The sequence below is a fragment of the Paraburkholderia graminis C4D1M genome (assembly GCF_000172415.1).
GTDB classification, from domain to species: Bacteria; Pseudomonadota; Gammaproteobacteria; order Burkholderiales; family Burkholderiaceae; genus Paraburkholderia; species Paraburkholderia graminis.
Genome location: NZ_ABLD01000002.1, coordinates 601,327 through 625,914 on the forward strand (window position 1 = coordinate 601,327; position 24,588 = coordinate 625,914).

Annotated in this window: 18 protein-coding genes and 1 pseudogene; 11 read left to right on the forward strand and 8 right to left on the reverse strand. The window is 62.9% G+C overall.

Annotated features, from left to right (window positions below; all coding sequences use genetic code 11):
* The first annotated feature begins 100 nt into the window (after window positions 1-100).
* Together BGRAMDRAFT_RS05690 and BGRAMDRAFT_RS05695 are read left to right on the forward strand one after the other, a co-directional pair.
* Complete coding sequence (locus BGRAMDRAFT_RS05690) at window positions 101-2,368, forward strand: xanthine dehydrogenase family protein molybdopterin-binding subunit (protein WP_006047721.1); 2,268 nt, start codon at window positions 101-103, stop codon at window positions 2,366-2,368.
* 14 nt (window positions 2,369-2,382) lie between these two features.
* Window positions 2,383-2,841, forward strand: a complete 459-nt coding sequence (locus BGRAMDRAFT_RS05695; protein ID WP_006047722.1) for a (2Fe-2S)-binding protein — start codon at window positions 2,383-2,385, stop codon at window positions 2,839-2,841.
* A gap of 226 nt (window positions 2,842-3,067) precedes the next feature.
* Here BGRAMDRAFT_RS05695 and BGRAMDRAFT_RS05700 read toward each other — a convergent pair whose 3' ends face one another.
* From BGRAMDRAFT_RS05700 to BGRAMDRAFT_RS05725, 6 genes are all read right to left on the reverse strand, one after another.
* The gene (locus BGRAMDRAFT_RS05700) at window positions 3,068-4,609 is read right to left on the reverse strand and encodes an efflux transporter outer membrane subunit (RefSeq protein ID WP_006047724.1); all 1,542 of its coding nucleotides are present in this window, start codon (window positions 4,607-4,609) and stop codon (window positions 3,068-3,070) included.
* Window positions 4,606-5,571: an efflux RND transporter periplasmic adaptor subunit gene (locus BGRAMDRAFT_RS05705; RefSeq protein ID WP_044020365.1), complete on the reverse strand. Its 966-nt coding sequence runs from the start codon at window positions 5,569-5,571 to the stop codon at window positions 4,606-4,608. The genes BGRAMDRAFT_RS05700 and BGRAMDRAFT_RS05705 overlap by 4 nt, the downstream gene beginning before the upstream one ends.
* 7 nt (window positions 5,572-5,578) lie before the next feature.
* A complete protein-coding gene (locus BGRAMDRAFT_RS05710) occupies window positions 5,579-5,788 on the reverse strand; it encodes a DUF1656 domain-containing protein (protein WP_006047726.1) in 210 nt (69 codons plus the stop codon).
* A gap of 33 nt (window positions 5,789-5,821) precedes the next feature.
* Window positions 5,822-7,924 (reverse strand): FUSC family protein, encoded by a 2,103-nt coding sequence (locus BGRAMDRAFT_RS05715; protein ID WP_006047727.1) that lies wholly within the window; start codon window positions 7,922-7,924, stop codon window positions 5,822-5,824.
* Between the two features lie 89 nt (window positions 7,925-8,013).
* Window positions 8,014-9,672, reverse strand: coding sequence for an ATP-binding protein (locus tag BGRAMDRAFT_RS05720; protein WP_006047728.1), 1,659 nt, complete (start codon window positions 9,670-9,672; stop codon window positions 8,014-8,016).
* A gap of 4 nt (window positions 9,673-9,676) precedes the next feature.
* A complete protein-coding gene (locus BGRAMDRAFT_RS05725) occupies window positions 9,677-11,194 on the reverse strand; it encodes an ATPase domain-containing protein (protein ID WP_006047729.1) in 1,518 nt (505 codons plus the stop codon).
* 166 nt (window positions 11,195-11,360) lie between these two features.
* On the opposite strand from BGRAMDRAFT_RS05725, the gene BGRAMDRAFT_RS05730 reads away from it, so the two are divergent.
* On the forward strand, window positions 11,361-11,801 hold the full coding sequence (locus BGRAMDRAFT_RS05730) for a hypothetical protein (protein WP_006047730.1): 441 nt from the start codon (window positions 11,361-11,363) through the stop codon (window positions 11,799-11,801).
* 20 nt (window positions 11,802-11,821) lie between these two features.
* Here the strand turns inward: BGRAMDRAFT_RS05730 and BGRAMDRAFT_RS05735 are convergent, their stop codons facing one another.
* Entirely contained in the window at window positions 11,822-12,442 is a 621-nt protein-coding gene (locus BGRAMDRAFT_RS05735) for a histidine phosphatase family protein (protein WP_006047731.1), read from the reverse strand.
* Between the two features lie 217 nt (window positions 12,443-12,659).
* On the opposite strand from BGRAMDRAFT_RS05735, the gene BGRAMDRAFT_RS05740 reads away from it, so the two are divergent.
* The 6 genes and pseudogenes from BGRAMDRAFT_RS05740 to BGRAMDRAFT_RS05765 form a co-directional block, all read left to right on the forward strand.
* Window positions 12,660-12,881, forward strand: a complete 222-nt coding sequence (locus tag BGRAMDRAFT_RS05740; RefSeq protein WP_006047732.1) for a CbtB domain-containing protein — start codon at window positions 12,660-12,662, stop codon at window positions 12,879-12,881.
* 11 nt (window positions 12,882-12,892) lie between these two features.
* The gene (locus tag BGRAMDRAFT_RS05745) at window positions 12,893-13,705 is read left to right on the forward strand and encodes a CbtA family protein (RefSeq protein WP_006047733.1); all 813 of its coding nucleotides are present in this window, start codon (window positions 12,893-12,895) and stop codon (window positions 13,703-13,705) included.
* A gap of 236 nt (window positions 13,706-13,941) precedes the next feature.
* Window positions 13,942-16,584, forward strand: a complete 2,643-nt coding sequence (locus tag BGRAMDRAFT_RS05750; RefSeq protein ID WP_006047734.1) for a type VI secretion system Vgr family protein — start codon at window positions 13,942-13,944, stop codon at window positions 16,582-16,584.
* Window positions 16,585-18,618 carry a phospholipase D-like domain-containing protein gene (locus BGRAMDRAFT_RS05755; protein ID WP_006047735.1) on the forward strand — a complete coding sequence of 678 codons (2,034 nt, stop codon included), beginning with the start codon at window positions 16,585-16,587 and terminating at the stop codon, window positions 18,616-18,618.
* A gap of 3 nt (window positions 18,619-18,621) precedes the next feature.
* The gene (locus tag BGRAMDRAFT_RS05760; protein ID WP_457920689.1) at window positions 18,622-19,902 is read left to right on the forward strand and encodes an SEL1-like repeat protein; all 1,281 of its coding nucleotides are present in this window, start codon (window positions 18,622-18,624) and stop codon (window positions 19,900-19,902) included.
* A gap of 38 nt (window positions 19,903-19,940) precedes the next feature.
* Window positions 19,941-20,978: pseudogene (locus BGRAMDRAFT_RS05765) on the forward strand (SEL1-like repeat protein); the annotation flags it as partial.
* Between the two features lie 104 nt (window positions 20,979-21,082).
* On the opposite strand, the gene BGRAMDRAFT_RS05770 reads toward BGRAMDRAFT_RS05765, so the two are convergent.
* Complete coding sequence (locus tag BGRAMDRAFT_RS05770; protein ID WP_006047738.1) at window positions 21,083-21,835, reverse strand: 2OG-Fe(II) oxygenase; 753 nt, start codon at window positions 21,833-21,835, stop codon at window positions 21,083-21,085.
* A 178-nt stretch (window positions 21,836-22,013) separates the two neighbouring features.
* Here BGRAMDRAFT_RS05770 and BGRAMDRAFT_RS05775 point away from each other — a divergent pair, with 178 nt between their 5' ends.
* On the forward strand, window positions 22,014-22,856 hold the full coding sequence (locus tag BGRAMDRAFT_RS05775) for an HTD2 family dehydratase (protein ID WP_006047739.1): 843 nt from the start codon (window positions 22,014-22,016) through the stop codon (window positions 22,854-22,856).
* A 339-nt stretch (window positions 22,857-23,195) separates the two neighbouring features.
* Window positions 23,196-24,588 (forward strand): DUF2138 family protein (locus BGRAMDRAFT_RS05780; protein ID WP_044020367.1); only part of this gene is annotated, 1,393 nt, incomplete at its 3' end.

A 24,588-nucleotide genomic window follows, 5' to 3' on the forward strand; every position in this document is an offset into this window, starting at 1 on the left:
GCGGCCGTTCCTCCGTCTTACTAATATTGCGTGGGGACGCAGGGCGCGCATCGCGCCCTTGCAGCTTGTTACCGGCGGGCAAGCCGATGGGCCATTCATCATGAAGCGCAGAACCTTCGTCATCGGCGGCGCCGGCGCGGTGGGTGCGTTGCTGGTCGGCTGGTCCGTGCTGCCGGCGCGGCAGCGCCTCACGACCGACGCGCCGTTACCCGTCGAAGGCACGCAAACGGCGCTCAACGGCTGGGTCAAGATCGCCGCCGACAACAGCGTGACGATCATGATGAGCAAGGCGGAAATGGGCCAGGGCGTTCACACCGGTCTCGCGATGCTGCTTGCCGAAGAACTCGACGCCGATTGGTCGCGCGTGCGTGTCGAGGACGCGCCGATCGACAACATCTACAACAGCGTGCAGAACGTCATCGACGATCTGCCGTTTCGTCCCGATCACGACAGCATCACGAAGCGCGCGGTCGTCTGGTACACGCGCAAGCTCACGCGCGAAGCCGGCACGATGATGACCGGCGGCTCGTCGAGCATCAACGACCTGTGGACGCCCATGCGCGAAGCGGGCGCCTCGGCGCGTGCGATGCTGATTGGCGCGGCCGCCGCGCAATGGCACGTCGCACCCGGCGAATGCGCGACGCAAGGCGGGTATGTCACGCATCCGTCGGGACATAAGGCGAGCTTCGGCGAGTTGTCGTCGATGGCGGCGCAACAACCGCTGCCTCGCAAGGTGGCGTTGAAAAACCCCGCGAATTTCACGCTGATCGGCAAACCGTTGCGCCGCATCGAGGCCGCGTCGAAGATCAACGGCAGCGCGCGATTCGGCATCGACGTGTTGCCCGACGGCCTGCTCTACGCGAGTGTCGTGATGTGTCCTACGCTCGGCGGCACGGTTGCGAGCTTCGACGCGAGCGCGGCGCAGCGAATGCGCGGCTTCGTGAAGGCGCTCGCTTTCGAGCCGTATGCGGGCGGCACGGGCGGCGTCGCCGTGATCGCGGACAATCCATTTCGCGCGACCAACGCCGTCGACGCGATCAAAGTGACATGGCAGCATGGCGCCGCGGCCACGCTTTCGAGCGCGGAAGTGGAGCGCCGCCTCGCGCTCGCCCTCGACGACGGCGACGGCCACGCGTACTACCGCCGCGGCGACATCAACGATGCGCTAAGCGGCGCGGCGCGCACCATCACGGCTGAATATCACGCGCCGTATCTCGCGCACGGCGCGGTCGAGCCGCTCAACTGCACCGTGCAGGTCGCGGACGGCGCGGCGACCGTCTGGGTATCGACGCAAACGCCCGCGCTCGCGCGGCGGCACGTCGCCAAAGTGCTGCATATCGACGACGACAAGGTTCATGTGCATGCGCAGTTGCTCGGCGGCGCATTCGGGCGGCGCCTCGAAACCGATTACATTGCGCAGGCCGCCGCGATCGCGCGCGAGGCCGGCGGACGTCCGGTGCAAACGCTATGGTCGCGCGCGCAGGACTTTACGCACGACTTCTATCGCCCCGCATGCGTATCGCGCCTGAAGGCGGGCTTCGACGATAACGGCAAGCTCGTCGCGTGGCACAGCGCGTCCGCGAGTCAGGCCATCGTGCCCGAAGCGCTCGCGCGTTATTACGGCGCGCCGCGCATTCCGCTCGACAAGACGACAGCCGAAGGCGCGTTCGATCAGCCCTACGAGTGGCCCACGGCGCGCGTCGCGCACAAGATCGTGGACTTGCCGGTGCCGGTCGGCTTCTGGCGTTCGGTCGGCCACTCGCACCAGGCCTTCTTCACCGAGAGCTTTACCGATGAGATCGCCGCCGCCACCAGCCAGGACCCGATTGCGTTTCGCAGCGCACTGCTTGCGCAGCATCCGCGGCATCTGGCGGTGTTGCAACGAGTCGCTGCATTGTCCGACTGGACGCATCCGTTGACGTCTGCCGCCGATGGCGCTCCGCGCGCGCGTGGCGTCGCGCTTCACGAGGCATTCGGCAGCGTGGTCGCGCAGGTCGCGGAGGTATCGATCGGACCGCACAGGATGATTCGCGTGCACCGCGTGGTTTGCGTGATCGATTGCGGTTTGCCGGTGAATCCGAATCTGATTCGTCAGCAGATGGAGAGCGGAATCGTATTCGGCCTCTCGGCCGCGTTGCAGGACGAGATCACGATCGTCAACGGCCAGGTCGAGCAGAAGAACTTCGTCGACTTTCCGGTTGTGCGAATCAACGATTGCCCGATCATCGAAGTCGACATCATGCCGAGCCAGTTGCATCCGCAAGGCGTCGGCGAACCGGGCGTGCCGCCGATTGCGCCGGCTGTTGCCAATGCAGTGTTTGCACTGACCGGCAAGCGACTGCGTACGTTGCCTTTGAAGTTCACCTGAAGCCGGAGACCGATATGGCAGCGCTCAACATCAACGGACGCGCGGTGGCCGTGCAAGTCGAGCCGGACATGCCGCTATTGTGGGTGCTGCGTTGCGAGCTCGGCATGACGGGCACGAAGTTCGGCTGCGGCGTCGGCATTTGCGGCGCCTGCACGGTGCATCTGAACGACAAGGCGTGCCTGTCGTGTCAGACGCCCATGTCCGATTTGACGACGCAGAAGATCACGACCATCGAAGGGTTGCAAGGCGGCGAAGCGCAGGCACTGAAGGCCGCGTGGATCGATCTCGATGTCGTGCAGTGCGGCTATTGTCAAAGCGCGCAACTGATGGCCGCTTGCGCGCTGCTCAAACAGAAGCCGCATCCGAGCGACGCCGACATCGACGCGGCCATGAGCAATATCGTCTGCCGTTGCGGCACGTATCCGCGGGTGCGCGCCGCGATTCATCAAGCGGCGAAGCGCCGGCCTGCGTAGCGCAAGCCGGCGCTTCGCGAGCGAGCAACGGGCTTAGCCTGCCAGAATTTCGACGATGGCCACGACCGCCGTGAAGATGCCGATGCATCCGCCCAATGCTGCTGCGCTTTTCATGAATGACGACATACCTTGGCCTCGTAACGTGTGGTGAGTGCCAAGTATTTAACCGTAAATGAAAGGCAAAAGAAAGTTATTCAAAAATAAAACGTAAGGTCGGGTGATGCGGCTACGGGGCTTGGGTTTTTGCTGCCGATGTCCGTGCCGAAGCCGAAGCCGGTGTCGAAGCCGAAGCCCCCGCCACCCCAGGCGCAGCTTGCCCATCCCGCTCCCACCCGCCGCCGAGTGCCAGAAACAGATTCACCTGGTCGATCGCCACCTGACCTTCAGCCGCTGCGACTTGCGCTTTCGTCGACGTGAGCGTGCGCGTCGCGTCCAGATCGGAGATGAAGGACTCGCGGCCCGCGCGATACAGCCGGTGCGTTTCGTCCGCGGATTGCGCCGCGGATTTCAGCGCGGCCTGTAGCGCTTCCGTGCGAGCGTAGTCCGATGCATAGGTGGCAAGGCTGGTCTCCGTTTCGCGCAACGCGGTCAGCACGACGCCGTCGAAGCGCGCAAGTGCGACCTGGCTCGACGCCTGCGCTTCGCGCACGCGGCCGCGCGCGCCGTTGGCGGGGAACGTCCAGCTGATCAGCGGACCGAAGCCCCAACGCGCTGTCGGTGACGTGCCGAGATCTTCGAGAACGCCCGTCAAACCCGCCGATGCGCCGATGCTCACGGTCGGATACAGCGCGCCGGTCGCAACGCCGATACGCGCCGTCGATGCCGCCAGTTGACGCTCGGCTTCGCGCACGTCGGGCCGGCGCCTCAGCAGCGCGGCGCCGTCGCCGACGGGAATCGGTTGACGGATTTGCGGCAGCTTCTCGCAGGCGAGAACCGCGGGCGGCAAGTCGGACGGTGCGCGCGCGAGCAGTGCCGCGAGCCGGTATTGCGCGATCTTGCGACGTGCGGTGTAGCGCGGAATGTCCGCGGACAACGTATCGACCTGGGTTTGCCCGCGCGTGACTTCCGTCTGATTGCCGCGGCCCACGTCACGCAAACGCCGCGAGACATCCACGCGCTGTCTTTGCAACGCGAGCGACTGCTGCGCGATCTTCAGTTCCTCGGCGGCCGAGCATTGCTCGACGTAGGCGCGCACCACGTCGGCGACCACTGAGATGCGCGCGAGATCGCCCGCGGCCTGCACGGCGTCGGCGTCGGCCTGCGCCGCTTCCACGCCGCGCCGCAGCTTGCCGAACAGATCGATTTCATACGCGACGCTGATGCCGACGTCGCCTTCGTTCACGACCGGCAGTTTCTCGGTGAGCAGGTATTGTTCGGCCGATTCCTGCGCGCGCTCAAACACCGCCGACGTCTTGCCGGAAAAGCCGCCTTGCGCCTGAGCCACGCCGAGCGCCTCGCGCGAGCGCGCGAGATTCGCGGCGGCGACGCGCAAGTCGGTATTGGATTGCAGCGCTTCGTCGACGAGACCGTTGAGCACCGGATCGTCGTACAGCTTCCACCACACCGCGGGCACGTCGGCGTGTGACGTGAGCGCCGAGTCCGCGCCTTCGATCGGCGCATTCGCAAGCGGCGCGTTCACGAGTGCGTCTTTCGGCAGCGAGTAGTTCGGGCCGACATTCATGCAGCCGTTGAGCAACGCGGCGAGCGGAACCAGCGCGAACGCGCGCAAAGGCAGGCGCAAAAACGCCACGAAGCGAGACGCTTTCATTGCGAGGCGCCCGAAGTCGCCGCGGCAGTCGCAGGCTGGGTTGCGGAGACACTCGACGCCTCCGACGCCTGCGCGGGACGCGCGGCGCGCGCCTCCGCCAGCTCGCGCACCGATACGGTAGCGGTGCGCCCGGCGATCATGCGGAAATCGGGCGGGACTTCATCGAGCGCGACACGCACCGGAATGCGCTGCGCGAGCCGCACCCAACTAAACGCAGGATTCACATTGGGCAGCAGATTCGTGCCCTGCGTGCGGTCGCGGTCCTCGATGCCCGCGACGATGCTTTGCACATGCCCGCGCAGCACCTGCGGCTCGCCCATCACGCTGATGTCGACCGGCTGTCCGATGTGGATGCCGCCGAGCTTCGTCTCCTCGAAATAGCCGTCGACGCGAAACGAGTGCATGTCCACCACCGACAGCACCGCGCGTCCCGCCGCGACGAATTCGCCGGCACGCGGCGCGCGATCGTTCAGATAACCGTCGACGGGGCTCACGATCGTCGCGCGTTGCAGATTCAGCTTCGCCGTGTCGATGGCGACGTTCGCATCGGCGAGCGCCGCTTCCGCCTGGTCGACGCGCGAGCGGCTCTCTTCCGCGACTTCGGCGGCGACGAGGTTGCCGAGCTTGCGATTGCGCACGTCTTCGCGGCGCGCCTGGTCGAGCGTGGCGCGGCGCTGCTGCGCGGTGGCCTGCGCCTGACGCAGCGCGAGCGCGTAGCGGGCGTGATCGATCACGAACAGCACCTGGCCTTGCCTGACCTGCTGGTTGTCCACTACATCTACCGATGAAATCAGCCCCGACACGTCCGGTGCCACCTGGATCACGTCGGCGCGCACGTGTCCGTCGCGAGTCCACGGTGCGAACATGTAGTAGCCGATCAGCTTCCACAGCACGAGCGCCGCGGCCACGACGACGATCAGGGTCAGCAGAATCTGACCGACGGAGAACCAGGTTTTTTTCACGTTGATTTCACGAAACGAGTCTGTGCGAAACGACGACGACAAGGCCCAGCACCAGCACATAGATGCCGAGATCGAAGATCGAGCGATGCCACACGAAGCGGTAAAAGCCGACACGCGCGAGCACCGCGCGAATCGCGAGATTGATCAGATAGGCGACCAGCATCAGCACGAGCACGGCCGGCACAAATACGCCGAAGATGTCTATTTCACCGATCATCGTGGGAATGGGGCCAAGGGGTTGAACGGCGCATCAGGCGCTTGCCTCCTGCGCGGGTGGCGTTGCGGCTTGCAGCGTGGCCGGAAAGAGCGAGAGACGCAAGCCGATCAGCGCGTGCAGCGCGTCGCGCAAGTGACGTGCCGAAGTTTGCGCGGTCGCGTCGTGCGTGCCTGCATCCGTGAGTCCTTGCGCGGTGACGCGCGCGACGGCCGAATCGATCGACGACATCAGGCTCGCGGGCACGGGCTCGCGCGCGTGGCGGTTCGCGCAGCTTTCGTAATAGCCGCGCACGCCGTCGAGCACCTGCTCGATCGCGGCCGGCGCCTCGCCGCCGAGCTTGCGCGTGAGACGGCGCAGATCGAGGGAATTGAACGCGATGCGCAGATCGCGAAAACTTTCGATGGAAGGATGACGATGGTCGTCGGTCGCGGCGAGCCGTGGGATCAGTTGCATCAGACGATCCAGCATGCGCGCGGCGTGATTGCGCGGGTCTTCGATGGGCCGCGTCGACGCCGTCAACGCGACATCGCTCCAGCTCGAGCGCAGCAGGCGAGCCGCCGCGAGTTCGGCGCCGAATGGCCGCGTCACGCGAGTCCACAGATAAGCGTAAAGAAGTCCCGCGAGGCCGGCGAGGTTGCTGTTGAGGAAGGTCAGAAAGTTGGCGTCGTACGCGTCCTGAATGCTGATGAACGTGGCCGTGTTCACGGCGACGAGCACCGTGACCATATTGAACTGCGGGCGCGGAATCAGCGTGCCGACCAGAATGAACGGCGCGGCGAACAGGATCACGAGCATCGGAAAGTCATGCACGTGCGGCAACACGGCGAACAGATAGACACCTGCGGCCAGCACGCTGATCGCGGTCGCGACGAAGAAGCGGAACACCATCGGCGCGGGTTCGTCGAGTGCGGCGAAGAAGCAGCAGGCGACCGCCGCGAGCGTCACGGCGCTTGCGCCGTCCGCCCAACCGGAGGCGATCCACAGACTGCACGCGAGAATCACCGCGGCCGCGGTCGAGCCGGTCGAGAACAGCATCATGCCGCGATCGAAAAAGCGCTCGGTGCCGCCGAGCCGCCAATGGCGAAAACGCGGCCGCCACAAGCCTTCCTCACGCGTGATGATGATGCGCAGCGAGCGGCAGTCCTCCCATACGTCGATCACCTGCTTCATGCGCCACAACGCGCTGGACAGCAATGCGCCGTCCCAGGTGGTGAGCGCCTCGGGCGGCGGCTGCATCGCGGCAATGCGTTCGCGCAGCGCATTCGCGGCCGGGTCCGCGTGATGGCCCGCGCTCGCGGCCGGCAGCGGCGCATTGAACCATTTGACGATGTCGGCGAGCAGCGCCTCGAGCCCTTCCGGCCACTTGTAACTGCCGGCGTTGTAAAGCGCGATCAGCGGATCGGCGAGCGCCGACATGAGCGGCAGCAGCAACTGCATGCGTCCGCGAAGTTCATGCGCGCGCGTGAGAAGGTCGGGGCGCGTGTGATCGTAGGCGAGCTGGCTGAGCAGCAATTCCAGACCGTTGATGGTCGCCGCGAGCCGCTGCCGCGCGCCGGAAATCGCCGCGCCTGCGATGCGGCCCGACAGCGTTTCCGTCGAGTAGAAAGCCGCGTCGCGAAACCATGCATCCGTCCGCTCGATGATGGTCGGCGCGAGCCGGCTCGGAAACACCACGCTGCCCACGATGCTCGCGCAGACGATGCCGAGCGTGATCTCTTCGGTGCGGCTCACCGCAAGATCGAACACGCCTGCCGGATTCGTGACCGCGGGCAGCGCGATGATCGGCAGCGTATAGCTCGCGAGCAGAAACACGTAGCTGCGCGCCGTGCGATCCGAGATCGCGAGAAAGAGCAGGGTGCCGACCCACAGCGCGAGGACCACGCTGAACAGATACGGCGATTCGACGAAGGGCGGCACGAGGAGCACGGCCGCCGACGCGCCGAGCGCGGTGCCGAGCGCACGATAAATCGCCTTCGAGCGCGTCGCGCCGACGAACGGATTCGACACGATGTAGACCGTCGCCATCGCCCAGTAAGGCCGCGGCAACTGCAGTGCGAGGCCGATGTACAGCGCGATCATCGCGGCGGCAAACGTCTTGACCGAGAAGAGCCAGTCGCGAAGGGAGGGGTAGATCATGGCGCGTTACGCTGCACTGTCAGACAATCGTTAGCCAAGCAATGTAGTTGGAAAATTTTCTGCGCGCCGGCTGAAGCAGGCGGTTTTTTTCAGCCAATCAATCCGAGCCGGACGGTCCGCGCGAGATCGTCGAGCTGGAAAGGTTTGCGCAATACCGTGCAGCGCTCGACCGAAAGACCGGATATATCGACGTCGGCGTAACCGGTTGCGAGAATCACCGGCAGATCGCTGCGCATCTTACGCGCTTCCGCGATTACGTCGATGCCATTCATGCCAGGCATCGCGAAGTCGACCATCAGCAGGTCGGGGTTGTCGTCCGTCAGACGGGCGAGTCCGGCGCGGCCATCGGGGGCTTCCGTCACGTTGTAGCCGAGCATTTTGAGCGACTCGACGAGCATGGCCCGCACCTCGCTGTCGTCTTCGATCACGAGCACGCGCTTTTCGCCGACGGCGTTCGCTTCGGTATCGGACGCCTTGGCGTTCTGCGGCGCGACGCGCTCGCGCAGCGGCAACCACAGTTCGACCGTGGTGCCGACGCCTTCCTGGCTGAAAAGCCGCGCGGTGCCGCCGGCCTGGCGCGCGATGCCGTACACCTGGCTCAGGCCGAGGCCGGTTCCCTTGCCGATCGGCTTGGTCGTGAAGAACGGATCGAACACGCGCGTGACGAGGTCGGGCGGCACGCCCGCGCCCGTGTCGGCGACTTCGATCACGACATAGCGGCCCTCGGCGAGTGTCTGGTCGGGCGCAGTGCGCTCCTTCACGCGCACGCTGAGCTCGCCGCCGCCCGGCATCGCATCGCGCGCGTTGATCGCGAGATTCAGCACCGCAAGCTCGAGCTGGTTCGCGTCGGCGTGCGTCCACATCTCCTTGCGTTCGAAGTCGTTGATGTAGCTGATACCCGATCCCAGCGACACGGTAATGATGTCGCGCATGCCTTGCAGCAGCGTGACCACGTCGACGGCCTTCAGGTCGAGGTTGCTGTTGCGCGAGAACGTGAGCAACTGGCCCGTGAGTTTGGCGCCGCGTTCGGTCGCGCGCTTGACGGTCGCGGCCATGCCGCGAATGCGCTCGTCGCCGCTCACGCGCGCGATCAACTCCGAGTTGACCATGATGACGTTCAGCAGATTGTTGAAGTCGTGCGCGATCCCGCCCGTGAGTTGGCCGAGCGCTTCCATCTTCTGCGATTGCACGAGCACGGCCTGCACCTTCGCGCGCTCGTGGATCTCCATCATCAGCCGGTTGTTGGCCGAAGCGAGTTCATGCGTACGTTCGGCAATCCGGCTTTCGAGCGAATCGTTTAGCTGGACTAATGCTTCTTGCGCTTCGATCCGTTCGGCGAGATGGCGGCGCGATTCGTATTGCCGTGCGCGCGCCCGCAGCGCCGACGCCACGGCTCGCCGCAGCGTCTCCGAGTTCAGCGGACGTTCCAGCACGACGACGTTGCCGAGCCGCTCGAGCACTTCCAGTCCGCGCGCCGACCGATGACCGACGCGCGTCGCCGCGAGCAGGATAAACGGCAAGTCGGACCATGCGGGCTGATGTTCGAGCCACTCGAACAGGCGCGTTGCACGGCTGTCGGCGAGCGCTTCTTCGGCAATCAGCGCGGTGCCCACGCCGGCGTCGAGCGCTTCGGTCAGCGCGTCCGCATCGCTAAAGGCGACGCACGTCCGCTTGTCCTTGCTCAGGACTTCGGCAATGACATCGGCGTCGCGGCCAAACGGCGCGAGAATCAGGACGCGTTGCTCCATGAGCTTACTGCCGCGACGTATCGATGAGGTGATCGGTCGCACCGAGCAGCGCGGTGCTGCCGCTATAAGACGGCAACCCGGAGAGCACGCCTTCGAAGTCGCGCAGCGCTTCGCCCACCTCCACGCCGTTGTTCGACAGCCTGAACTGACGGATCGAGCGTTCGTGCGCGTTCGCGCGGCTCTTCACGGCGGTCACGGCGGTCAGGACTTCGCCGTGGTGCTCGAAGTAACGGAACAGAACGACCACGTCGCTCAGATAGCTGATGTCGATGTCGGTCTGAATTTCGCCGATGATGCCGTGCTGCCCCAGCACAAGCATCGTGATAACGCCTTGCTGGTTGAGATAACCGAGCAGTTCGTGCATTTGCAGCAGCAGGTAGCGTTCGCCCGGCATCGCTTGCAAGTACGCATTCAGGCTGTCGATCGCTACGTATTTCACGCCTTTTTTCTCGACGGACATGCGAACGTCGCTCGCGAATTCTCCGGGAGAGATTTCGGCGGGATCGATCTGACGCAATGTGAGCAGCCCGCTTTCGACATAGGGCTGCAGGTTCAGGCCGACCGTCGTGCAGCGCGCGATCAGCGTCACCAGCGTTTCGTCGAACACGTAGTAGACGCAGCGCTCGCCTCGCTCGAGAGCCGCGATCAGGCATGAGACCACGGTCGTGGTTTTGCCCACGCCCGAGGGGCCGACGATCAGCGCGTTGGTGCCGGGTATCAGGCCGCCGCCGAGCAGCACGTCGAGACCGGTCGTGCCGGTGCTCACCGTCTGCGTGTCGAAGTCCGCGTGATGTTCGGCCGCGACGAGCCGCGGATAGACCTTGATGCCGCCGGTGTCCAGCGAGAAGTCGTGATAGCCCTCGCGGAACTTGATGCCGCGCATCTTCGCGATGCGCATGCGCCGCCGGTTGCCGCCGTAATCGTGCACGACGTTGTCGAGCGAGATCACGCCGTGCGCGATGCTATGCAACTGAACGTCGGACGGATCGGATGTGTTGTCGTCGAGCAGCAGCACCGTGCATGCGCGCGTGGCGAAATAGCGCTTTAACGCAAGGATCTGCCGACGATAGCGCAGCGTGTTCTGCGACAGCAGCCGCAGCTCGGAGAGACTGTCGAGCACGATGCGCGCGGGCTTGAGTTCTTCGACTTGCTTGATTACGTTGCGCACGGTCTCGCCGAGTTCCACTTCAGCCGGATGCAGCACGGTCTGCTCGAATTGCGGGTCGAGGCCTTCGTCGGAAAGCAGCTCGAGAATGTGGAAGCGGCCGAGATCCCAGCCGTGACTGTCCGCGACCGAGATCAACTCGGAACGCGTTTCCGAGAGCGTAATGTACAGACCTGCCTCGCCTTGCTCAACGCCTTTGAGTAAGAATTGCAATGCCAGGGTAGTTTTACCCGTACCCGGCGCGCCTTCGACGAGGTACATGCGGTGCGGCGTGAGGCCGCCTCCCAGCACGTCGTCGATCCCGTCGATTCCCGAGCAAAGGCGTTTAGGCGTGTGATTGTTCGCGTCGTTTGACATGGCGTAGTCGTGGCGTCAATGAATAAACCGGGCTCGGTCAGCCGGTATCGCCAGGATGCAAGTTGCATGCCTATTTGCAGGGTGCATTCGCTTTGCTTCGCCGCGAGGGCACGAAGCCTGCTGCTTTGGCGCAATCCATCAGCCACTTTCAAGCACGCGCGCCGCTATGAAAACCAGCACGCTGTTCACCAGCACGCTCGCTGTCGCGCTGCTCGCAAGCCTCACGCCGTATCGCGCGAGTGCCGATGATTCGCCGAGCCCGTGTTCGTCGTTGAAGCGGATCGTGGCCGCGGCGCCGGACGGATTCACTGCGCTTTCGCCGGACGACGGCAAAGGCGTCGCGCAACCGTATGGCGACGACGCGCAATGCTCGGCGGCGCGGGGAAGCTATCAGTGCATGTGGACGCCGCATCGCGATGCAGGGTCGAGCGCGGACGCATTGCAAGCGGTCGCCGCCGACATTGCTTCCTGTCTGCCGGACGCGACGCACGATCAGAATTCGCCGGGACGTCAGCATTTTTATCTTGGTGCGCCGGCGAGGCGCACGCAGATCACGTTGACGTCTGCGGGATCGGGAAAGCTGCGTTTATCGGTATCGGGTAAATGACGATGTGTGTTCTGCGAGACTCACGACGATGCGGGCCACCATGTCCAGCCGCGTTGTTGCGAGCGATGCAGTTCGACCACTGTTAGCGGTGCGATTTCGATGCGTGGGAAGATGGCCGGCGAGGCGCTCAACGCATGTATGACAGCGGCGCGGATGATCGGGGCGTGGGTGACGGCGATGACGTCGCGCGCGTTGCCTGGCGCTTTGCCTTGTGCATCGTGGAGCGCAACGTCGAGCGTGTCGAGCCATTCGCCGATGCGCTTCACTGCCTGACTAAACGACTCGCCGCCGTGCGGGGCGGCGTCGGGATTGTGCATCCATGCGCTCAGGTCGATTGGCGTTTGCGCCGCGAGGTCGGCAAGACGACGGCCTGTCCAGTTGCCGTAGTCGATGTCGGCGAGCGCTGCGTCCACCTTCGCGTTGAGACCCAGGGCCGAGGCCGTATCGCGGGCGCAAGCGGCCGGGCTGACGAAAGCGGGTGCTTCGTTGAGCGCGGTCAGATGCGATAGATGCGACAAGCGCGCTTGCGCGGCTTGCGCTTCAGCGAGGCCGCGAGCGTCGAGTGGATCGTCGGCGGGAAAGCGGCCCGCGGGCATGGCCGCGGTTGGCGCATGGCTGATCAGCAGCAGCCGAAGGTTCATTTTTCGCGTTCCATTCAATATGCGCGCGCGTCAGTCCGCGCTAGCTGGCGCCGAAGTTTACCGCGTAGAATAGCCGGACTGCGAAGCGCGGAAGCCGGTGAGAGCCCGGCGCGGTCGCGCCACTGTAATCGGCATCGCAAGCCGAAAGCCAGACCTGAGCTTCGCACCATTCCTCTGCAATCGACTACGGGGCGCGTTACCCCAGGAGATGTCCTTCATGACTGAAGCTGTTTTCGATCCCGCTCGCGAGCCCGCTGTTCAGCCCACGCCGATTCCGCTGCGCGAATTGTTGCCTTGGGCCGTGTTCGGCGGATTGCTGTTGCTGCTCGCGCTGTACTTCGTCGGCGCGGAACAGGGCGCCACGTCTCTCGTGCCTGGCATGTACGTGCATGAGTTCGTGCACGACGGCCGCCATCTGCTCGGCTTTCCCTGCCACTAACGGAGCAGAACATGGTCGGTAAGTTGTTGTTGCGCGGCATGCTTGCAGGCATCGCCGCAGGACTCGTCACGTTCGCGTTCGCCCGAGTGGTGGGCGAGCCGCAGGTCAATCAGGCGATTGCGTTCGAAGAGAAAGCCGGCGAGGCGGGTGGTGCAGCGCATGGGCATGAGCATGGACATGCGGGTGCGGCTACTGCTGCTGCCGATGCCGATGAGCACCAGCATGCACATGAGGAGGAACTCGTCAGTCGCGATACGCAAGCCGGTTTGGGATTGCTGACCGGCGTGGTCGTGTACGGCGCGGCGTTCGGCGGATTGTTCTCGCTCGTGTTTGCCTACGCTTACGGGCGAGTCGGCCCGATGAGTGCGCGCGCGTTGTCGGCGTGGCTCGCGCTTGGTGCATTCGTCGCGCTGGTGATCGTTCCGAACATCAAGTATCCGGCGAATCCGCCCGCGGTCGGCGACCCCGCGACGATCGGACCGCGCACGGGACTCTTCTTTCTGATGATCGCGATTTCGCTGACCGCGCTGGTCTTTTCGCTGAAGGTCCGACGCCGCGCGGCCATCAAGCTCGGTGCATGGAACGGCTCGATCGTGGCTGGGCTCGTGTTCGTCGCGATCATTGCCGTTGTGCAGGTGTCGATGCCGGTTATCGATGAAGTCCCTGCGGGTTTTCCGGCAGCGCTGCTGTGGAAATTCCGCGTCGCTGCGCTTGGCATGCAGGCGATTATGTGGGCGACGATTGGGTTGCTGTTTGGGGCGGTTGTTGAGCACAGTTCATTCATGCGTGCAGATAATCGGCGGGTGGGGGCGAGGGTGGTTTGAGGTTGTTGGGCGACGCTATTCGGTCCATGACAGTTCTTTGGCGACAGGGCGACTTCGGTCGCCCTTTTCCGTTTGACAACAGACTACGGACTTTCAGACACATCTGATTGAAGTGAATCACCCCGCCAGGTAAAAACGCGTGAAGAGCTGAAATGGCTCCAGATCGCGGCCAGCCTGACGTTTGCAGTCCTCATGTACCCGGCCGCGTCTCCCACAATCAGCAAGGAGGCCGGGTCATGGCAGACCTGCAAGACGCGCTGCGTGCCATAACCGGGCGCCAGGCATATTTTCTCGACGTACCTGGCACGGACAGCGCGGCGGCGCTGTCGGTCGTGTCGTTCACGGCAATCGAGAAGATGGGCGCGCCCACCGAGGTGCGCATCGAGTTGACCCACCCGCAGCAGCTTGCACGGGCTGACTATCTGAACCTTGATGCGGTTTTCGGCATCGAGAATGACGATGGAACAGTGCGGAAATTCAGTGGTTTCATCGAGCGCTTCTCCACCATCCGGACCACGAAGGACTACGTAAAGTACGAGGTCGTGGTGAAGTCACACTTCGGACGGCTCCAGGCGGTTACGGACACGCACGTCTACCAACGCGTCACCACACCGCAGATCCTCATGGCGGTGTTGCGCCGTCATGGCATCCGGGATCACCAGACATCGTTCCGTCTGCGCCGTCAGTATCCGGTCCATCTCTGGCGCTTCCAGCACCAGATGACGGATTTCGATTATGTCCACATGCTGATGGAGAAGGCTGGGATCTACTGCTTTATCGTGGAAACGGAATACGGTGACCAGATCGTCTTTGCAGATGACATCGATCATTACCTCTACGACGATCCACAGCGGATCGTGCCGTACCGCGAAGCGGCCGGTCTGGAAGCGGGCGGCGTGGAGGCGGTGACGAAGATCGAGACGCACACGACGACCGTGCCGCAGTCGTTCATGGTCGCGGACTACAACCCTGAGAGCGCGTGGGAGCGCTTTCGGGACAGTGCCAATGTCGCACCGCAGGACCCGACGACGTATGGCCAGCCGTATGTCTACGGCACGCATCATCTCGACCAGGCGGGCGCCAGGTGGGAAGCGCAGTTGCGCCACGAGGCGGTCATCGCACGACAGGTCATTTACGAGGGCGAAAGCAACGTACTCGCATTGCAGTGCGCAAGCGTGCTGGAGACGGATATTGTCCTGCCCGACGCGCCGAAAGGTATGGTGATTACCGAGGTCACGCACAGCGGCGCGCGCGATGCGTCGTATTCGAACAGCTACAAGGCGATCCCCGCCGACCGGCGTTTCCGGCTCCCGCTCGAACCCGACAAATGGGCCCGCATTTCTGGCACGCTCAGCGCCCGTATCTGCAGCCCGGACAAATACACCTACGGCTATCTGAATGCCGCAGGCTATTACATCGTCCGTCTGGATGCTGACTTCGGCAACTGGCCCAAGGGTGCTGAGAGCGTACCGCTGCGGCTTGCAAAGCCGTTCGCGGGCAAGCTGCAAACCGGCATGCACTTCGTCGCGCTGGACAACGACGAGGCCGTGATTGCCTTCCGGGACGGCGATCCTGACAAGCCCGAAATCACCGCGTTCCACCATCACAGCCAGGCGCGCGACCTGGTGACGAATGACCGTCGCTGGCTCTCACGCAACATGATCCGCACGCAGGCGAACAACAAGCTGCGCATGGAAGACTGGGCGGGCCAGGAAGGCATCAAGCTGAGCACCGAGCATTCGGGCAAGTCGCAACTCAATCTTGGTTACCTCGTCAACAGCAAGCTCGAATATCGGGGCGAAGGCTATGAGCTAAGGTCATCGGGTTGGGGGGCGCTGCGCGCGGGCAAGGGCATCATGGTCACGACTTATGACCGCCCCGGCGCGAGCGGCAAGCAGCTCGACATGCAGGAAACCATTGCGCAGCTTGAGAGCGCGCTGGAACTTGCAAAGGCACTCGCTGCGTCCGCCAGCAGCGCAAAGGCCGAGCCTGCCGACACGGCCGCACAGCAGCAGATGAAGGAGGATTTCGACGGCCTGAAGAAGCCGGGACTGCTGATGAGCACGCCCGCATCAGCGGGCATTGTCGCGGGCGACGGCGTGCAGTTCGCGGCGCAGGAAAGTATCTCAACCGTTGCCGGCAAGAACGCCGACTGGAGCGTGACGAAACGCTTCACGGTTGCAGCGGGCGACAAGATCTCACTGTTCGCGCAGAAGCTCGGCGTGAAGATTTTTGCGGCCAAAGGCCCGGTTGAAATTCAGGCGCAGAGCGATGCCATGTCGCTGATCGCCGCACAAGACCTGACGATGGCAAGCGTCAACGGCACAGTGCGCATCAGTGCGAAGAAGGAACTCATACTCGAGTCAGGCGGCGCGTTCATCCAGTTGAAGGACGGCAGCATCACGCTGGGCGGCCCGCTCGATCTGTTCATCAAGACCATTACCGTTCAGAAGAAGGGGAAAGCGTCGCTGAACATGCCGCTCGACTTGAACCATCCTTCGCTGGCCGGTCTGCCGACCGTGCCGTTCACGGTAAATACAGCGGGATCGCCGGCGACGAGAGCAGCTATGTCGGCCGGCATGCCCTACAAGCTTTTCGCTGGCGGCGCGCTGGTTAAGCAGGGTGTATTCGATGAAACCGGGCTGCTTCAGATCGATCACCATCCCACGACGCAGGAATACTCGCTGAAGCTCGCGAACGGCGTCAGCTACACGATTCCCGTTGCGGAAGAATACCGGGGCAACGCTGACAACGGCGCACTCGCCAATCAGGGCATTCCGTTTCACCAAGGCCGGCCCGGTACGGCTGCTGGGGCGGTTGATCGCGCGGAACACCGCACGAGTTACAACAAGCTGCTCAACCCTGATACGGACGTCTGAATGACAAAACAACAATCCATTACCGTTCCGGTCGCGCTGTCCAGCACCCGCAGTGCAACGGTCCCGTCCCCGTGGTTTGTGCAGAACACCGAATACAACCCTGCGCCCGCAACGTACCTTCCGCTCGTGAACGGCGAGGCGGCATTTGGGGCTGTGTTCGACGCGATACGGCAGGCGGAGCACAGCATCGATATTTTGTGCTGGGGTTTCCAGCCGTCGATGTATTTCAGACGCGGCGGCGATGCGCACGGTTCGCCGTCAATTGGTGAACTGCTCGAATTCAAGGGGCTCGAAAAACCCGGCATCAAGATCCGGCTGCTGGTCTGGAGCGATTCGCTGCACGTGGCTTCCTTCTCGGAAGACATGATGCCTGGTAACCACGGAATATTCGGCTTGGCGGGTGCCGCAAGCGACGGCCGTACCCGTGCCCAGCAGGAGTTCGATCAGCTCTGGTACCGACGAGCTAACCTGAATAATGTGACGCGGACTTCAGCCGAGACGAGAGTTAATCCGTTGTCGAAGGCAAAGTCTACCGCCACGGCGGTACTCGGCGCATTGCCGGGCGCGTTGAAGCCATTGAAGAACATCGAATTCGCCACGCGCGATTTCGATCTGAGGGAACGCGCTGAAATCGCATGGCGGACGTGGATGAGCGGCCCGCACGGCGATCCCAAGCTTAGAGATGTCAACACTGCGGCGATGACGGCTGAGCCCTCGCATCACCAGAAGATGGTGCTTGTCGATTACGAGGTTCCGGAACAGGCAATCGGGTTCGTGATGGGGCACAACACGCTTGACGAATACTGGGACAGGGACGACCACACCTACCTGAGGCAGGCGCCGCGGATGGGGCGCAACGGCCTTCATCCCAGACAAGACATGTCCGCCAAGGTAACGGGGCCGATCCTCGACTGCCTGAACCGTAACTTCTGCCAGGCTTGGGACGACGCAACCGGCCAGAACCTGACTCACGCTCGGGCGGCACTGGCTGGCAGACTGACGCTGCGCCGCGACCCGAAAAACGGTACGCCGGTCATGGCGCAGATTGTGCGCACGCAGTCACAGTTCGGCAAGAACGGCAAGGGCAGCAAGGACGCCACCAAGGACATCTCAGCGCTGTACCTCCAGGCGGTGAACAACACGACGAAGTTTGTGTATATCGAAAACCAGTATTTCCGCTACATGCCCGTGGCGGACAAGCTGCGGAAGAACGTCAACGCGCAGATAGCGGGCGGACGCAATCCCGCGAAGCACGGCGTCGTCTATCTGTTCGTGATCACGAATTCGAACGACGACGGCATCGGGCTCGGGACGGTCAGCACCTACCAGATGCTCGATGCACTCGGATACGGCGACCGGATGCCGGGTATCGAGAAACTGGAGAGGAACGACCAGCTTGCGCAGCAGGAACAGGCGCTGGAGAAGCAGCTCGCCGACGAACAGGCCGCCAGCAAGCACGCGATGATGCAGGGCGCGGATTTCTCGCATATGCAAGGGCTGGCCAACTACCTTCAGGACGGACAGGCCCGGCAGAGCGAGTTACAGCAGAAACTCGAGCAGACGAGGCAGGAGCAACGCCGGACGGCGAGCGTCAGCGCGGACGGCTTGACGAAGGACGGGGATCTCGTGCCGCCGCAGGATATGCCCGGAATGAAAGTGCTGGTCTGTACTTTGGTCGCCCCGGACATGCCGGCAGGTAAGGAGTGGGATTACGTCTACATCCACCAGAAGCTGATGATTGTCGACGACGTGTTTACGACGCACGGCTCGGCCAACGTCAACCGGCGCAGCATGGAAGTCGACAGCGAACTGAATATCTGCCATGAGCACGGCGGAGCGACGCGCGCTCTGCGCAAGCAGTTGTGGGCGCTTCATACGAACGATCTGGGCGCGCAGGACGACATTCCGGAGGCGTACAAGCAGTGGAGTCGCGTCATTTTTCGGAACACTCAGAACCAGGGCAATAAGCTGCCCCCGGTGGCATCTGTCGTGGGCTTTCTGCGTACGTCGCCCAAGCGCACTTACGCGGACTGAGCCGTGAGACGAGGCATTTTTATCGCCCTGCTGGCGGGCCTTGCGTGCGCCTGCACAAAGGAGAACTCATTGACTTCACTGCCTGACCTGAGCGCCGTGCGCGCAAATCTCGCCTTTACCTGCGTGCATGAGGCCGATCATTTGCCGTCGCTCGATTCCGATGCGGACCAGTTGTTCAGATACGCCCGCTGGCTGCAAAAACAGGATGGCCCAAAGGACTTCAGCGATGTCGCGCGGTATTACCGGATAGCGGCAGCGCACGATCACTACAAGGCCAACACGAACCTTCAGGCGCTGGTGTCGACGGGACTGGCCGATTCGCCTAACGCACAGAAAGAGACAATCGACCTTGCGGTGCAACTGGTGAAACAGGGCGTGCCGGGCGGCTATTATGATATCGCGCATTACCTGGAACTCGGCTACGGCCTTAAACAGGATAGCGTGACGGCCTTGCGCTATTTCCGCAAGGCGGCGGATCTGGGTAATGCGGATGCGCAGTATTACATCGCTCAACAACTGTTTCCGATCGACAGGGCGCCGGATGTTGCCCAGCAGATGTGGCGATGCGCAGTGGACCAGGGACACGGCAAGGCGGCGCTCGAACTAGGGATTGACCGTACGATACATAAGTCCTACGGCGAAGCACTCATAGCCTACCAACGGGGGGTCATGGCGGGAAACAGCCTGGCTGCGTCGTCTATGGAACACGGCTTCAAGGGCCCGCCTCCGTCCAATACTCTGGACTACCTCGCTGTTCCCAACGATCCCGAACGCTCGCGCCGCTACAAGGCGATCGGTAAACTCCTCGACGACAACGAAGGTCTGAATCCGAAAGTCCCCGATGTCGACCAGATCGTGCCGCTGCCGCCGGCGCAACTGCCCGCATGGGACGGCACGTTCCAGTGGCAGAAGGAACAGGACGCGGCCCAGCCGCCGCAGAAGCCTGCCGAATCGCTCGTTGCAAAACTGGCGCGTGAGAAGAATCTCGACCCGGCGACAGGGCTGCCACTCGTGCCCGCCAAAACCGCGGAAGCCGAACGCGTGCCGCTCGGCACGGTGGTGTCCACGGGCGCGGTATGTCCGCAGGACGGCATCTGGAGCGACGGGCGCTGGGCAGACCGGAATCTCGAAGCGACATGCCGTTTCAGAAAAGGCGAGACGATGCCGCAACTTGCCATGAAGAATCCCCGGCCCATTCCGGGACTCGACGCGCTGCTCGGCATGCGCATTTACCGGACCAATGCGCGCTGGCGTCTTGTGGCTTACACCGACGAGACAGCCTGAACCATGTATGAAGCCGTTGATAATTCCGGGGCAATTTCATGAGGCGAGGCGTTGTTGTCGCCGTGCTGGCGAGTCTTGTCTGCGCGTGCACGAAGGGGAGCCCATTGGCTTCACTGCCTGACCTGAGCGCCGTGCGCGCGAATCTCGCCTTTACCTGCGTGCGTGAGGCCGACCACCTGCCCCCCCTCGATCCGGATGCGGACCAGTTGTTCAAATATGCCCGCTGGCTGCAGAAGCAGGACGGCCCAAAGGATTTCAGTGATGTCGCGCGGTATTACCGGATTGCGGCAGCCCACGATCACTACAAGGCCAACACCAATCTTCAGGCGCTGGTGTCGACGGGCCTGGCGGATTCACCTAACGCACAGACAGAGGCGGTCGATCTGGCGGTGCAACTGGTGAAACAGGGCGTGCCGGGCGGCTATTACGACGTCGCGCATTACCTCGAACTCGGCTACGGCCTTAAGCAGGATAGCGTGACGGCCTTGCGCTATTTCCGCAAGGCGGCGGACCTCGGCAGCCCGGATGCACAGTATTACCTCGCGGAGAAGCTGGACCCAATTGATGCCGCCCCCGCGGTTGCGTTGCAGATGTACCGGTGTGCAGCCGACCAGGGACATGGCAAGGCCGCGACCTCACTGGCTCTTGATCGTTTGACGGATAAGTTCTATGTCGAGGCCCTTAGGGCTTTCCAGCAGGGCGTCTTGGCGGGAAACAGCCAAGCTGCGTCGTTCATGGAAAACGGCTTCAAGGGCCCCCCGCCGGACGATCGCCTGTACTACCTTGCTGTTCCCAACGATCCCGAACGCTCGCGCCGCTACAGAGCGATCGGTAAACTCCTCGACGACAACGAAGGTCTGAATCCGAAAGTCCCCGATGTCGACCAGATCGTGCCGCTGCCGCCGGCGCAACTGCCCGCATGGGACGGCACGTTCCAGTGGCAGAAGGAACAGGACGCGGCCAAGCCGCCGCAGAAGCCTGCCGAATCGCTCGTTGCAAAACTGGCGCGTGAAAAGAATCTCGACCCGGCGACAGGGCTGCCACTCGTGCCCGCCAAAACCGCGGAAGCCGAACGAAGCCGTTGACCATTGAGAACATGCAGGCCATTGCGGTCTCGCGTGGTGGGCGTTGCCTGTCCCGGCACTACGTCGATTGGCAGCAGGTAACCCGCACAACCCCCTCAACTGGCATCATGAAAAATAACCCCCACCGTACACCTCCGCCCCGACCGTAACCGGCTAACCCCATGCCGCAGATTCACCCGATACGCCCCGCGCGTGCCCTGCACAGGCCGATGATGAACTGCGAACACCACGGCGTCTCCCTTGCGCAGCGGCACGACTTCCGTCCGCGATTGCATCCGCGGACGCTGCTCGGTCATGACGAATTCGCCGCCGGTAAAGTCGTCGCCGGGCTCCGACAGCAGAATCGCAACCTGCAGCGGGAAAACATGCTCGCCGTAAAGGTCCTGATGCAGGCAGTTGTAGTCGTCGGTGGCGTATTGAAGGATCAGCGGTGTAGGGCGCGTCTGCCCCGCGGCATGACAGCGCTCGATAAACTCCGGGTGCGCCGCCGGATAGCGCACATCGATTCGCATCACTTCATTCCAGCGATTCGCCACCGGCACGAGATGCGGATAAAGCCTGTGGCGCAATTCCGCGATCAACGGCGGCAACGGATACGCAAAGTACTTGTATTCACCCCGCCCGAAACCGTGCCGCGCCATCACAACGCGGCTGCGATACAACTCCTCGTGCGGATATAACGCGGTGAGCGCGTCGCATTCGTCGCCGGTCAGCAGCTTGGGCAACATCGCGCATCCATAGCCGTTCAGTTCTTCTTCGACGTTGAACCAGTCGATCGCCTCGATGCGCGGTGCAAGCGAACTTGCGTGAGCCGGGTTATGGCGGGACGGCTTCGCCACCGTATTCATGACTGTCTCCCTCTGCGATATACGAACGATGATTCAGTGTAAGCGCGTGTCCGCCGCCGCGCACTCCGACTCTTGCTCTGCAATTCTCATCGATGCGATAGAACGTTGAGCTTTGCGGAACCGTATCGCGTCGTCCATAGTAGGTGCTGTGAATCTGAATGCTCACCGGAGGCATGCCATGTCCGATGTAATAGAAAAACTCGACGATTGGCTCGGCGCAGAGCAAGTCGCCAAAGACCACATCACCGCCTTTCCGCTGGCGGCCCTGGCCGCGACGCTGAATCGCGAGGAAACCGGCGATACCATTCCGCCGCTTTGGCATTGGCTTTATTTTTTGCCGATCTCGCCGCTCTCCGAAGCCGGCCCCGACGGCCATGCGAGGCGCGGCGACTTTCTGCCGCCGGTGCCGCTGCCGCGTCGCATGTGGGCGGGCGGCCGCTTGACCTTCCATGCGCCGCTGAAAGTGGGGGAGCACGCCACGCGCACGTCGACGATTGCGAACATCGAAGAAAAGACGGGGCGCTCCGGCCGCCTCGTTTTCGTGACCGTGCAGAACACGATCGAGGTCGACGGTCAATTGAAGCTCGAAGAAGAGCACGACATTGTCTACCGCGATGCGCCGCCGGCAGACGCGCGGCCGCAGCGGCCTCAACTCGCGCCGGAAGGCGAAACGTGGAGCCGCACCATCGACGCCGACGCCGTCATGTTGTTCCGCTATTCGGCGTTGACCTTCAACAGCCATCGCATTCACTACGACCAGCCTTATGCGACGCAGGTGGAGGGCTATCCTGGGCTGGTTGTGCACGGTCCGTTGATTGCGACGCTGCTCGCCGACCTCGTGCGCCGCGAACAACCGGAAGCCACGCTGCAGAGTTTTGCCTACAAGGCGCTTCGCCCGACTTTTGCCGGTCAGCCTTTCAAGGTGTGCGGCGCGCCGTCGACGGATGGTAAAACCGTCGAATTATGGGCAAAAGATCATGAAGGATTTTTGACGATGCGGGCGACGGCGGCAATTGGCTAACTTCAGAACGGAAGTGATTCCGTTCTGCATACGCTGCGCGACGTTTAAAATTGCGCGTAATCAAAAGACTCGGCTCGTGTAGGTTTTTTGCCTCTAATGAAAACGATATTGCTGCACGAGTTGTGGGGCGACTACCGCATTAGCCGACTGGCACGGCGACGCACGGTTTTATAATCTCCTGCTGCATTAATCGAGGTCAGCTCGATTTTGTTAAATGCAGTTTCGGCTGTTGTGCGGTTAAAAATATCGGTTATCATCGCTGCCTTCAGCGATCGGTTACGGCGGCTTAATGCGACCGGCATCGACGTTAATATCGTCGCATCGAACAGAAAAAATCAGATGAAGATGTCGCGTAAAAAGTTTGCAATCCTCGTGGCCGTGCTTCTGATCGTGGCTGCCGTCGTCATTCAGGCGGTGTGGCGTCCATTCGCACATCGCAAGGCGGCCAATACGGGGGAAGTCGTTCTCGATATTCACCATCCCGACGCGGTGATCGACAGCGAAGCACTCTCGCGTTTGCCGCGCGATATGTTGCGTGTGCCATTACTTCACGACGTGCTCACGCAAGACTTCGTCGACTATTACGAATCGGCCAATACGCGCCTTTCCGCCGAAGGTGCTTTGCGGCGCCTTGCATTCGAACATCAACTGGACTGGCGCGACGAACTGATTCGCCGCGTTTTCGATGAACCCGCGCATGTGCTGCTGTGGCGCTCGCCGGACGGCCGGCTCGGCTACTGGATCATGTCCATCCGCCGGAACGGTCTTGCGAAATTGCTGCAAGGCGTGGGCAACGTCGCTGCAAGCGACTCGCAACTGAGCCAGGTCGCGAAGCTCTCGGGCGACGTGCCGGTCTATGCATTGAAACTTGCAGTCGGCCGCACGCTTTTGTTCGCGACGAAAGACGACCGTCTGGTCGTGCTGTCCGCGCCGGGCGTGCTGCTCGACGAAAAGGGCAATGTGCTGAGCGAACGCGCCGATGCTGTGTCCGACATGCTCTCGTCCGGTCGCGACGATGCGGCGCGCGCCTATCGGCTGGATGCGGCCGGCGATGCGCCGAAGGGTCATCGTCTGATCGTGTCGGCGAATTATCTGTCGTTCGGCTATCAGGCGTTCTTTTCCGGCATCGACGCATTGCGTTTCGATTTTTCGCCGAACGGCAACGCCGCGGCGAGCTGGCGCACCTCGGCGTTGATCGATCCTGGCAAGCTGCCGCAGCAGTGGCACAGCGCTGACTTGTGGCGCGCGTTGCCGGCCAACGCCGCGGCGTGCACGAGCGTGCCGGCGGACTGGAAAGAGGCATCGGCGCTATTGGGCAAGGTCGCCGATGGCGGCGATGCGGCCGCGGCAATCGGCGATCGTTTGACAGGACCGGCGGCTGTCTGCTGGTATGCGAAGTCGGCGCTGGTCGCGCCGGTGTTCATCGCGCGCGTGAAGGCGCAGGATGCCGCGTCCATCGCGGCGCTCAAAAGCGCGCTCGGCAAGACGTTCGGCGACGTGATCGGCGCCTATGAAGCGAAGGCGGCGAAGGCGGACGGCAACGACGCGGGCTATCGTCGCTTGCCTGTCAGCACGCGCGAGCAGGGCGCGGATGTCACCGTGTGGCAGCGGCCGGTCAGCGCTCGCTCGGGCACGGCGTTGAGCAGCAAGGCGTCGTTCGCTTCGCAGTTATCGGCGGAACGCTATTTCCCGGTGACGCTCGCGCTCGCGCACGGCTATGTGATTTTTTCCC